The 12,016-nt window shown below is 69.4% G+C and carries 8 protein-coding genes; 3 read left to right on the top strand and 5 right to left on the bottom strand.

Going from position 1 to position 12,016, the window contains the following annotated elements:
• Nucleotides 1-82 precede the first annotated feature (82 nt).
• From JGU66_09695 to JGU66_09705, 3 genes are all read right to left on the bottom strand, one after another.
• On the bottom strand, nt 83-2,215 hold the full coding sequence (locus tag JGU66_09695) for an alkaline phosphatase D family protein (GenBank protein ID MBJ6761036.1): 2,133 nt from the start codon (nt 2,213-2,215) through the stop codon (nt 83-85).
• 235 nt (nt 2,216-2,450) lie between these two features.
• Nucleotides 2,451-3,536, bottom strand: a complete 1,086-nt coding sequence (gene recA, locus JGU66_09700; protein MBJ6761037.1) for a recombinase RecA — start codon at nt 3,534-3,536, stop codon at nt 2,451-2,453.
• Nucleotides 3,537-3,654: 118 nt separating this feature from the next.
• Nucleotides 3,655-4,404: a hypothetical protein gene (locus tag JGU66_09705; GenBank protein MBJ6761038.1), complete on the bottom strand. Its 750-nt coding sequence runs from the start codon at nt 4,402-4,404 to the stop codon at nt 3,655-3,657.
• A gap of 143 nt (nt 4,405-4,547) precedes the next feature.
• On the opposite strand from JGU66_09705, the gene JGU66_09710 reads away from it, so the two are divergent.
• A complete protein-coding gene (locus JGU66_09710; GenBank protein ID MBJ6761039.1) occupies nt 4,548-5,489 on the top strand; it encodes a serine/threonine protein kinase in 942 nt (313 codons plus the stop codon).
• A 72-nt stretch (nt 5,490-5,561) separates the two neighbouring features.
• On the opposite strand, the gene glmS is transcribed toward JGU66_09710, so the two are convergent.
• The gene (gene glmS / locus JGU66_09715) at nt 5,562-7,397 is read right to left on the bottom strand and encodes a glutamine--fructose-6-phosphate transaminase (isomerizing) (GenBank protein ID MBJ6761040.1); all 1,836 of its coding nucleotides are present in this window, start codon (nt 7,395-7,397) and stop codon (nt 5,562-5,564) included.
• A gap of 106 nt (nt 7,398-7,503) precedes the next feature.
• The gene (gene glmU, locus JGU66_09720; protein MBJ6761041.1) at nt 7,504-8,937 is read right to left on the bottom strand and encodes a bifunctional UDP-N-acetylglucosamine diphosphorylase/glucosamine-1-phosphate N-acetyltransferase GlmU; all 1,434 of its coding nucleotides are present in this window, start codon (nt 8,935-8,937) and stop codon (nt 7,504-7,506) included.
• A 465-nt stretch (nt 8,938-9,402) separates the two neighbouring features.
• On the opposite strand from glmU, the gene ggt reads away from it, so the two are divergent.
• Nucleotides 9,403-11,184, top strand: a complete 1,782-nt coding sequence (ggt, locus tag JGU66_09725; GenBank protein ID MBJ6761042.1) for a gamma-glutamyltransferase — start codon at nt 9,403-9,405, stop codon at nt 11,182-11,184.
• Between the two features lie 37 nt (nt 11,185-11,221).
• Entirely contained in the window at nt 11,222-12,004 is a 783-nt protein-coding gene (locus JGU66_09730; GenBank protein MBJ6761043.1) for a TatD family hydrolase, read from the top strand.
• Nucleotides 12,005-12,016 lie beyond the last annotated feature (12 nt).

Consider the following 12,016-nt stretch of genomic DNA (forward strand, 5'->3'; position numbering starts at 1 on the left):
AGCGAGGGCCGCGCCGGGAGGCATCCTGCCACCTGCCCACGCGGCCCTCACGTTCACTCGGCCCGAGAGGGCGAGCGCCGCCTCAGAGGGCCTGGATGTCGCCGGCCTTCACGCGGAACGTCTTGCTGAAGGCCTTCGTGGCGAGCTCCTCCGCGGACCGCTTGGAGTAGTCCTTGCCCACCTCGGAGCCCGGGATGAGATGGAACGTGGCGAGCGCCTCGTCGGCCTTCACCTCCAGCACCACGAAGCCGTTGGCGTCGCCCTCGGCGAAGCGGAGGTTGGGGTTGGCGCTCTGGAGCGTCTTCTCCATCTCCGTGATGACGTACCGGTACACGGACGAGCCCTCGCTGTAGCCCGCGGCCATGACCGCCAGGCCCGCCAGCCCCTTGATGGAGCTGGAGGTGATGGCCGGCGTCGTCAACGTGGGGACGCCCTCCTCCACCGACGCGAACGAGGCGTGGATGTCGCCGGAGATGAACAGCGCGTTGTTGACGTTCTGCTTGAGCCCGCTGAGCAGCATCTTCTTCTTGGTGGGGAAGCCGTCCCACTGGTCCGCGCAGAAGTAGAAGCGCTGGCGCAGCGTCGGGTCCGCCACGTCCGTCTTGTCGCGCAGGTCCCAGATGAGCGACGACAGCGACGTGGAGCTGACGACGATCTTCCAGGTCTGCGACGCCTCGCGCACCGTCTGCTGGAACCACGTCTCCTGCGCGGTGCCCAGCACGTTCTCGCTGGCGCCCTGAGAGGCCTGGAACTTCACCGCCGAGTACAGGTCGAACGTGTCCTTCACCACCACGTAGCGCGAGCCCTGGATGTTGAAGAGCGAGCTCTTGCCCATGTGCACGAACGCCACGCCGCGCGGCTTGCCCGACGGCGACACCATCAGCGCCGAGGCGCCCACCTGCTGCAGCACCTGGTTGGCGTAGAAGAGCGACACGTTGCCCTTCACCCACGTCGCGGCCTTCTCCGCCGCCGCGTCCCGGCTCAGGCCCGCCTTCTGCGCCTGCGCCACATAGGCCTGCTGGAGCACCGTCTTCTGCTGCGCGTAGCCCGCGTCATCGATGTTCACGTACGCGAACGTGTCCGCCTGGAAGGCCTGCTTCACCGGATCCGGCTGCGAGGCCAGCACCGCCGTCAGCATCGCCTGGTCCACCGCCACCGAGGCCGGGTACGCGTCCTCGGGGATGATGTGGTCCGGGCGGAAGGTGCGGTAGTCGAGCACCATCAGCTTCACGTTCCGGCCGTAGTCGAACGAACGGTAGATGTGCGTGTCCGGATAGCGGGGAATGGCGCCCACGTCGATGGCGCCCTCGTTGCCCGTGGACAGGTCCAGCGGGATGTACTCGAAGAAGGCCTGCTCCGAGTTGCGCTTGCGCGCCTCCGAGTTCTCGTCCGTCTTGCCGTCCTCGTACGTGGCGTGGGAACCCCAGCTGTCGTCGGAGAACTCGTGGTCGTCCCACACGATGATGAACGGATAGCGCTCATGCACCGCCTGCAGCTGCTTGTCCGAGCGGAACGTCTTGTACAGGTCCCGGTAGTTGGACACCGAGTTGGCCGCGAGGAACGCCGTCACCCCGGAGCCCTGCGGCAGCGCGCTGGCCGGATCACTGAAGATGACCGAGCGCCCCGCCCCGGACTGGAACGACTGGTCGCCCGTCGTCTCGTAGATGTAGTCCCCGAGGAAGACGACGAAGTCCAGGTCCTCGTTGAGCTGCACCAGCCGCTGCCAGGTGTTGTAGTAGCGGCCAATGAAGTCCTGGCAGCTGGCGAAGGCGAACTTCACCGCCACGTCGTCGCCCGCCGCGGGCGCCGTCTTGGTCCGGCCCGTGTTGGTGGTGTACCGCTTGCCGTCCTTCTCGTAGGTAAAGCGGTAGTAGTACGTGGTGCGCGCCGACAGGTTCGTCACCTTCACGCTGAGGGTGTTGTCCGTCGCGGCCCGCGCCGTCAGGTCCTTCTTGTCCAACACCAGCGCGCTGAAGTCATCGCGCGTGGACACCTCCAGGCGCACCGTCAGGTCCGCGCCCGCGCGATCCGGATCCACCGCGCGCACCCACAGCACCACGCTGTCGGGCCGGGGATCTCCCGAGCACAGCGACTGCGGGAAGTAGCGCGTGCCCTGGTCCGTGGGCGTGTCTTCGTCAGAGCAACCAAAGGTCGTGCTCGCGGCAACTGCGACCACGGCCTGCAGGAACGTTCGGCGTTTGAGGGTGTCGAACACGGCAAGGCTCCGCTTCACTTGGGGGTGGGGTGACAGACCGCCGGAGTCTATGGCCGCCCTCGCTCCCGCAAGAAACAGCGCAGTGCCGTCGCTGTCACTGACTTGACGCGTCAGATACGCGCCGCCGCAGGCCGTGTCCCACGAGGGGAGCACTGAAAGGAAAAGGGCTGTCCATCCGAGGACGGACAGCCCCTGCGCTGCGCTCCCGCGCGCCCGAAGGCGAGCGAGCGCGGTGCTACTTCACGGCCTTCACGCGGGGCCGCTTCTCTCCGTCAGCGGCGGGCTCCGCGGGCTCGGCCGGCGCGGCGGCGGGACCGCCCTTGCTGATGCCGTACTTCTCCAGCACCCGGGCCTCGATCTCACGCTGAATCTCGGGGTGCTCGCGCAGGTAGTCCTTCGCGTTCTCACGCCCCTGCCCGATGCGCTCGCCCTTGAAGGAGAACCAGCTGCCGCTCTTCTCGATGATGTTGTCGTTCGACGCCAGGTCGATGAGGTCTCCCTCACGCGAGATGCCCGAGCCGTACATGATGTCGAACTCCACTTCCTTGAAGGGAGGCGCCACCTTGTTCTTCACCACCTTCACGCGGGTGCGGCTGCCCACCACGTTCTCGCCATTCTTGATGGCGCCCACGCGGCGGATGTCCAGGCGCTGCGACGCGTAGAACTTCAGCGCGTTTCCGCCCGTCGTCGTCTCGGGGTTGCCGAACATCACGCCAATCTTCATGCGGATCTGGTTGATGAAGATGACGCACGTCTGGCTCTTGGCGATGGTGCCCGTGAGCTTGCGCAGGGCCTGGCTCATCAGACGGGCCTGCACACCCATGTGCGCATCGCCCATCTCGCCCTCGAGCTCCGCCTTCGGAACGAGCGCGGCCACCGAGTCCACCACCAGCACGTCGATGGCGCCCGAGCGCACCAGCATCTCGGCGATCTCCAACCCCTGCTCGCCGGTGTCCGGCTGGCTGAGCAGCAGGTCATCCGTGCGAACGCCCAGCTTGCGCGCGTAGCCCACGTCCAGCGCGTGCTCGGCGTCCACGTAGCCGCAGATGCCCCCACGCTTCTGGGCCTCGGCGACGATGTGCAGACACAGCGTCGTCTTACCGGAGGACTCCGGGCCGAAGATCTCGACGATGCGGCCCTTGGGCACGCCGCCCACGCCCAGGGCGATGTCCAGGGAGATAGAACCCGTGGAGACGGCCTGGATGTCGCGCAGCAGCGGCTCGTCCTTGCCCAGCCGCATGATGGAGCCCTTACCGAACTGCCGCTCCACCGCGGACATCGCCAGCTCGATCGCCTTTTCCTTCTCCTGATTCACAGACATGTCGTCGCCCCTTCGGCTTGGTAACGGCGGGCCACCCCGGCCCACCTGAACGCGCTTTTAGTTACGCGATGGGTAGACCCTAGTCCACCCCTCTGACATCCGTTCTGCGTCCTGTTCATCAGCTCTCGCGGTGGGCAAGCAGGACCACGGCCGCCAGCCCCGCCAGGCCGGACACCCCCCCAGCATCCAGTGGAGTCATCAATGACACCACCACGCCCAGGCCGGACAGGACGACCAGGAGGGACAGCGCCACCCGGTAGAGGACGGACTTGGGGGGCGCCGCGCCCAGCAACACCATGAGGACCAGCGACAATCCGCCCTGGGCCAGGGCCCACTCGCTGGGCGAGTCCGGGTGGAGCAGCTGGTAGCCAGCCTGGAGCGCCACCCCCAGGCCCAGGAGCAGCAGCGGCAGTCCCATCCGGCCCAGGCCCTTCCCGCCCCCGCGCTCGGCGCGCAGGTGGGCCAGGTCCTCCGGCCGGACCTCCAGGGCGAAGGGAAACCCGAGCGTCAGGAGCCCCTCCACCGCCGCGGCACGACACGTCCGGCCCTGCGCATCCTCGAGGTCGGCCAGCACGCCACCCTCCAACAGCCCGTGGAGAAGGTCCGCCGCCTCCCGCCCCTCCGCCTGCTTCACCACGTCCCCGATGAGCTGGTTGAGCTGTGAACAGAGCGCGGGCCGCCGAGACGACTCCGCATGTCGGGCCTCTTCCGCCAGCGCCAGCACCGCCCTGGGTCCAGTCCCCGCGGGAACCGGCGCCGGCACCTGGGGCGACTCGGGCGGCGTCCAGGGCACGACCTCCGAGGCCACGGCCTCCGAGCCGGTGACGTCCGAGAACGAGGCCCCGTCCCCACTCTCCCGAGGTGACATGGGAGGCCGTATGCGCGAGCCGTCTGGCACGCGGGCACTGTACGCATGCCCCCGGCAGGGGTTCAAAGCCCACAGCCGCGCCTCGGACGCTCGGATGGCGTCGGAATGGCCGGGGGAGTGGTCGGAGCTTAAACTGATTTACCGTGGATTCCAGCTCCTTCAAGTCCGTGGAGGTGCCCTCGCGTCGGTTTGGCCGCTACGTGCTGCGGGCGCGGCTGGGTGGCGGCGGCATGGCGGAGGTGTTCCTGGCGGACGCGCAGAACGCCCGGGGTGAGCCCTTCAGCGTGGCGCTCAAGCTGATGCGCAAGAACGTGTCGCCCGAGGCGTTCGCGGACGAAGCGGACCTGATGGGCCTGTTGCAGCACCCCAACCTGGTGCAGCGCCTGGAGATAGGCGAGGCCTTTGGTCGGCCGTTCATCGCCATGGAGTTCCTGGTGGGAGGCGACCTGGGCGGGCTGCTGCGCGCGCTCCAGCGCCAGAGCCGCCCCCTGCCCCGGGCCATGGCGGTGCACGTCGCCATCGAGGTGCTGCGCGGGCTGGCCTACTTCCACCTGGCGCGCACGCGCAGCGGCCGGCCCCTGGAGCTGGTGCACGGCGACATCAACCCCGCCAACGTCTTCTTCTCCGCCGAGGGCGAGGTGAAGCTGGGCGACTTCGGCGTGGCGAAGGCGCACGGCGTGGAGGCGGTCGGCCCGGCGGACGGCGTCGCCGCGGGCAAGCTGCACTACCTCTCGCCCGAGCAGACGCGCGGCGAGCGCCTCACGCCCGCCTCGGACGTCTTCGCCGTGGGCATCATGCTCCACGAGCTGATCATCGGCGCCAACCCCTTCCGCCAGCCGGGAGAGAGCGACCCCGAGACAGTGATGGCCGCCATCCGCGCCGCGCGCTTCACCGCGCCGGACTGGCTGGACAAGCCCATGGCCGCCATCCTCCGCAAGGCGCTCGCGCCGGACCTCGGCGGTCGCTACCGCTCGGCGGGAGAGCTGGCCGGAGCCCTCTTCACCTGGGCCCTGGACACTGACCAGAGTCCCTCGCGGCTCGACGTGCGCCACTGGCTCATGGCCGTGCTGGGACTCATCGGCTGAAGAACGACGAAGCCCGGGCTCCCCACTCGAGGAGACCCGGGCCCGGGGACACCGAGGCGACTCGGCGCGCCGCTACTCCACCGTCACGCTCTTGGCGAGGTTGCGCGGCTGGTCCACGTCGTTCCCGCGCATCTCCGCCACGTGGTACGCGAGCAGCTGGAGCGGGATGGTGGCCACCACCGGCGCGAGCAGCGCGCTGGCCGGGGGGATCCGGATGACGTGGTCGGCGAGCGTGCCCACCTGCGCGTCATCCTCGTCGATGATGGCGATGACCTTGCCGCCGCGCGCGCGCACTTCCTCGATGTTGCCGATGATCTTCTCGTACGCCACATGCGGCAGCTTGGGCGCGATGACGACCACGGGCATCTTCTCGTCGATGAGCGCGATGGGGCCGTGCTTCATCTCGCCGCCCGCGTAGCCCTCGGCGTGGATGTACGAGATCTCCTTGAGCTTGAGCGCGCCCTCGAGCGCCACCGGGTGCATGGGGCCGCGGCCGAGGAAGAGGAAGTCCTGGGCGTTCATGAACTCACGCGCGACCTTCTTCACCGCGGGCTCGCACTTGAGAACGTCCTCGACCATCTTCGGAATCTCAGCCAGGTGCGTCAGGTGCTCCTGCGCGGCCTTCACCGTGAGGGTGTTGCGCAGCCGGCCCAGCTTGACGGCCAGCATGTAGAGCATCACCAGCTGCGTGGTGAAGGCCTTGGTGGAGGCGACGCCAATCTCCGGGCCCGCGTTGGTGAGCACGGAGATGTCCGCCTCGCGGGTCATCGCGCTGCCCATCACGTTGCAGATGGCCATCGCGGTGGCGCCCAGACCCTTGGCCTCCTTGAAGGCCGCCAGCGTGTCCGCCGTCTCGCCGGACTGGCTGATGGCGATGGCCAGGTGCGTGCTGTCCACGATGGGGTCGCGGTAGCGGAACTCACTGGCCAGCTCCACCTCCACCGGCAGGCGCGCCAGCGACTCGATCATGTGCTTGCCCGCGACGCCCGAGTGCCAGGACGTGCCGCACGCCAGGATGGTCACCTTGGTGAGCGAGCGGACCTTCTCGGGGGTCAGGTTCCAGCCCTCGAAGTGGACGTCGCCCTCGGTCAGGAGCATCCGGCCGCGCAGCGTGTCCGCGATGGCGCGGGGCTGCTCCCAGATCTCCTTGTGCATGAAGTGCTTGTGGCCGCCCTTCTCCGCCATCATCGGCGTCCAGTCGATGCGCTTGGTGGAGCGGTTCGCCTTCTGGCCCTGGCGATTGAAGATCTCCACGCCCGTGGCGGAGACGATGGCCAGGTCGCCCTCCTCCATGTAGACGAAGTCGCGGGTGTGCTCGAGCACCGCCGGCACGTCGCTGGCGACGAAGTTCTGCCCCTCGCCCAGCCCCAGCACCATGGGCGACGCGTTCTTCGTGCACACCAGCCGGTTCGGATCCGCCGAGGACACCACCGCCAGCGCGTACGTGCCCTTCACCTGCGCGATGGCCGCGCGCACCGCGTCCGGCAGGTCCTTGCCCTGCTCCTGCGCCTCGGAGATGAGGTGCGCGAACACCTCCGTGTCCGTCTCCGAGGAGAAGACGTGCCCGCGCGCCCGCAGCTGCTCCTTGAGCGCCAGGTGGTTCTCGATGATGCCGTTGTGAACGACCGCCACGTTCTTGTACGTGTGCGGATGCGCGTTCTCGTCGGAGGGACGCCCGTGCGTCGCCCACCGGGTGTGACCAATGCCCGTCGTGCCTTGGGGCAGGTCCTGCCCGACGCGACTCTCCAGGTTCTTCAGCTTGCCCGTGGCCCGGACGACGTTGAGCTGCTTGCCGCTCACCACCGCCACGCCCGCCGAGTCATACCCGCGATATTCGAGCTTCTTCAGACCCGAAACGAGGATGGGGGCCGACTCCTTGTCACCGACGTATCCAACGATCCCGCACATGGTCAGTCCTCTCTCTCACGCCCTTGCCCGCCAGAGCAATCCGCGGGGTTCCCGTTCATCCTGGGGGCAGTTCAGTGCCTGCCCCCCAAGCAAGAGCCGCGCCGCGTCAGCCCGTCTTCGCCGTCGGAGGGGTCTCCCCTCCTGGCTTCGCGGACTTGGACTGTCGCGCCTTCTTGGCCGCCACCCAGCCTTCCTTCACGACCTGCGGCGCGCGTGACACAGCGAGGCTCCCCGGCGGCACATTTTTCGTCACGGTGGTGCCCGCCCCCACGTAGGCCCCGTCGCCCACTTTCACCGGCGCGACCAGCTGGCTGTCCGAGCCGATGAACACGCCGTCCCCCAGCTCGGTGAGGTGCTTGTTCACGCCGTCATAGTTGCAGGTGATGGTGCCCGCCCCGACGTTGCACCCCGAGCCGATGTTCGCATCGCCCAGGTACGCCAGGTGGTTGGCCTTGGAGCCCCGCCCGATGCGCGCCTTCTTCGTCTCCACGAAGTTGCCCAGATGCACGTCCTCGGCCAGCTCCGTGCCCGGACGCAGGCGAGCGAACGGGCCGATGATGCACCGGCCGCCCACCACCGCCTCCTCGAGCACCGAGTAGGGCTTGAGCGTCGTGCCATCCGCCACCTGGGAAGCCGTCACCACGCAGCCCTGCCCGATGGTGACGTCGCGCCCCACCACGGTGCCCGCGGCGAGCGTGACTTGCGGCCCCAGCTCCGTGTCCGGCCCGATGCGCACGCCCTCCTCGATGAACGTCGAGGCGGGGTCCATCAGCATCACGCCCGCGCGCATGTGCTGCTCGTTGATGCGCTGCTGGAGCACGCGGGCCCGAGCCGCCAGCTCCACGCGGTCGTTGACGCCCGCGGTCTCGGTGGCATCCACGTCCACGGTGCCCACCGGACCGCGCTTGGCGGCCATCTCCACCAGGTCCGTGAGGTAGTACTCACCCTGTGCGTTCACCGGCTGGATGTCCGCCAGCGCGGTCCACAGGAAGTCCGCGTCCACCGAGTAGATGCCCGCGTTGCACTCGCGCACCCGCCGCTGCTCCGGGGTGCAGTCCTTGTGCTCCACGATGCGCGCGACCTTGCCGCCCTCGCGGATGACCCGGCCGTAGCCCGTGGGGTCCTCCAGCGTGGTGGACACCATGGCCAGCACGCCCCCCGCGCGGTCATGCGCGGCGAGCAGCGCCTCCAGCGTCTCGCGCCGCAACAGCGGCACGTCCCCGTAGAGGATGAGGACGCGGCCGGAGTGGCCCGTCATCGCGCCCTGCGCCGACTTGACGGCGTCCGCCGTGCCCCGCTGCTCCTTCTGGAGCGCGAAGCGCAGGGGCGCGTCCGGGAAGTGGGCGCGGATGGACTTCTCCACCTCGGCCGCCTGATGCCCGACCACCGGCACCACGGGGGACGCCCCCAGGTCCAGGGCACGCTTCAACGGATAAGCACAGAGGGGCAGGCCCAGGATGGGATGAAGGACCTTCGCCTTCTCCGACTTCATCCGGGTGCCCTTGCCCGCGCACAACACCACCGCCGCCAGAGCTGTCATGCGGCGCAGGATTAGGGACAGCCGATCACCCCGTCAACCGCGCGCTGGGGGAGGGGAGCGAGTCTTGCCCCCCTCATGTGTCTGCGCGCGAACGGCTACGCTCAGCGCGTTGCACAAGATGGTGATTCCAAAGCAAGGCCGCAGGAACGTCGTCACCCGTGAAGCCCCGGGAGCTGCCGGAGCCTTCGGCTTTTCCGGTATGGACGGCGTGCTCATGCACTCCTCCGTTCGCGGCGCATACGGGTGTTATGATGCACCCTCCCAGAGAACACTCCAAGAGGAATAGTGTTGTCCCACTGAAACCATGGTGGGCACCGCACACTTCGTACATAGGGAAGGGGCTGAAGTTCCACCGGGGCAACCCATTTCCCGCCCTGAGGGTGGGACTTCCGTTCACCGGGTAACACGCCACCCCGAAATCCGAGGGTTGGGGCCCGGAATCACCCACCGCCAAGAGGAGGCGAAGTGAGGCACGAGCGCGTAGGACGTGGAAGCGGGACCTGGGCGCGGGGACTGGCACTGGCGGTGGTGCTGGTGTCCGCCGCGGCCTGGGCGGCACGGCCCTATCGCGGAGGCGCGGTGGCCACGGCCTATCCCCCCGCGAGCGCCGCCGCCCTGCAGATGCTGGAGCGCGGCGGCAACGCGGTGGACGCGGCGGTGGCGGCGGCCTTCGTGGCGGCCGTGGTGGGGCCCTATCACTCGGGCGTGGGCGGCGGCGGCTTCGCGCTCGTGCACGACGCCAAGTCCGGCCAGACGCGGGCGCTCGACTTCCGCGAGGTGGCGCCCAAGGGGGCCTCTCGCGACATGTACGTGAAGGACGGGCGGCTCGTGCCGGGCCTCTCCACGGATGGGGCGCTGAGCGTGGCCGTCCCCGGCGCGGTGGCGGGCTACCTGGAGCTGCTGGCGACGCACGGCAAGCTGAAGCCCTCCGTGGTGCTCGCGCCCGCCATCCAGCTGGCGCGCGAGGGCTTCTGGGTGACGCCCAAGTACCAGCAGATGGCCACGGGCCGGCTCCAGTGCCTGCGCAAGGACCCCGAGGCCGCGCGCATCTTCCTCGCGCCCAACGCGAAGGGGGAGCTGGACGTGCCGCCCATCGGCTACCTCGTGAAGCAGCCGGACCTGGCGCGCACGCTGACGCAGCTGACCAAGACGGGCGCGAAGGCGTTCTACACAGGCCCGGTGGCGCAGGCCCTGGTGAAGACGGTGAAGGACGCGGGCGGCGTGCTCACGGCGGAGGACCTCGCCGGATATCAGACGCGCCAGGCCACGCCGCTGGAGGGCGCGTACCGAGGCCACCGCGTGCTCACCATGCCGCCGCCCAGCGCGGGCGGACTGGCCGTGCTCCAGGTGCTGGGAATGATGGAGCAGCTGCGGCCCCAGGGCGTCCCCTACCGAGACGCGGACTCGCTGCACCTCTACGCCGAGGCCGTGCGCCGCGCGTACGTGGACCGCGCCAAGTACCTGGGTGACCCGGCCTTCGTGGAGGTGCCCCTGGCGCGGCTCGTGTCGCCGGGACACATCGCGGACCTCGCGGGGAGCATCGACCCGAAGAAGGCCACGCCGAGCGCATCGCTCCTGCCTCCCGTGGCGGGCGCCGCCACCTCCACCCTCCCCTCCCAGGACGCCGGCCGCATGACGCCCGAGCCCGAGCGGAAGAACACCACGCACATCTCCATCGTGGACAAGGACGGCAACGCCGTGGCGATGACGACCACCGTCAACTACAGCTTCGGCTCGTGCCTGGTGGCCAAGGGCACCGGCGTGCTGCTCAACGACGAGATGGACGACTTCGCCGCTCAGCCCGGCGTGCCCAACGCCTACGGCCTGGTGACGGGCGAGCCCAACGCCATCCAGCCCGGCAAGGTGCCCCTGTCCTCCATGTCCCCCACGCTGGTGTTCGCCAAGGACGACCCGAAGCGCGTCCTGCTCGCGGTGGGCAGCCCGGGTGGCTCCACCATCCCCACCACCGTCATCCAGGTCATCGGCAACGTCGTGGACCAGGGCATGGACGTGACGCGCGCGGTGGCCGCCGGCCGGCTCCATCACCAGTACCTTCCGGACGAGCTGTGGGTGGACAAGTGGGGCGTGGAGCCCGCGACGCTGTCCGCGCTGGAGGCCAAGGGCCACCGCATCCGCCGCGTGGACGCCTGGGGTGACGCCGAGGCGGTCTACAGCGACCCCCGCACGAACCTGCGCTACCCCGCGAGCGATCCCCGCAACGAGGGCGCGGCGCTGGGGCAGGATTGAAGTCCACCCCCGCCCGCGACGCCTGGAGGACGCGCCCGTGCCCGAGCCCCTGCCGCTCTTCGATGCGCACCTGCACCCCGAGGGCCTGAGCGATCAGGACCTGGAGTCGATGCGCTTCTTCGGCGTGGAGCGGGCGCTCGTCGTGGCCCACCACTTCCCGGAGCCCACGCCCAAGGCGCTCCGCGAGCACTTCGACCACATCGTCGAGCGGCAGCTCCCCCGACTGGAGCGCCTGGGCATCCGCGCCTACGCGGCGCTCGGCGTCCACCCGCGCTGCATCCCTCGGCGCGGCCTGTCCGAGGTGCTCGGGCACCTGCCGGATTACTTCCAAGGCGGGCGCGTGGTGGCGCTGGGCGAGACGGGCCTGCACAGCGGAGGCGAGGAGGAGGAGGAAGCCTTCCTCGAGCAGCTCGCGCTGGCGCGGCGCCTCAAGCTGCGCGTGCTCGTGCACACCCCCACCCAGGACAAGGAGCGCACCACGCGCCGCATCCTCACGTTGCTGCGCCAGTCCGGCGTGCTGGCGTCCCGGGTGCTGGTGGACCACGCCAACGCGCGCACCGTGCGCACCATCCTCGAGGTGGGACACTGGGCGGGCCTGACGCTGCACCCCGATGAGCTTCGCGCCGAGCGCGCGGTGTCCGTCGTGCGGCGGCTGGGCAGCGAGCGTCTGGTGTTGAACTCCGACGCGGGCGATGGCGCGGGGGACATCCTCGGGCTGGCGCGCGTGGCGAACCTGCTCGCCAAGGCCCGGCTCTCCGAGCGCATCGTCCGCCGTGTCGCGCGGGAGAACGCCGAGCGCTTCCTCCAAGTCCACGACTGACGCGCAGCCCGC

The organism is Myxococcaceae bacterium JPH2 (genome assembly GCA_016458225.1).
Taxonomy (GTDB): Bacteria; Myxococcota; Myxococcia; order Myxococcales; family Myxococcaceae; genus Citreicoccus.

Coding starts and splice junctions, on each gene's coding strand:
- recA (MBJ6761037.1), bottom strand. CDS start 3,536: ATGTCTGTGAATCAGGAGAAGGAAAAGGCGATCGAGCTGGCGATGTCC.
- JGU66_09705 (MBJ6761038.1), bottom strand. CDS start 4,404: ATGTCACCTCGGGAGAGTGGGGACGGGGCCTCGTTCTCGGACGTCACC.
- glmS (MBJ6761040.1), bottom strand. CDS start 7,397: ATGTGCGGGATCGTTGGATACGTCGGTGACAAGGAGTCGGCCCCCATC.
- glmU (MBJ6761041.1), bottom strand. CDS start 8,937: ATGACAGCTCTGGCGGCGGTGGTGTTGTGCGCGGGCAAGGGCACCCGG.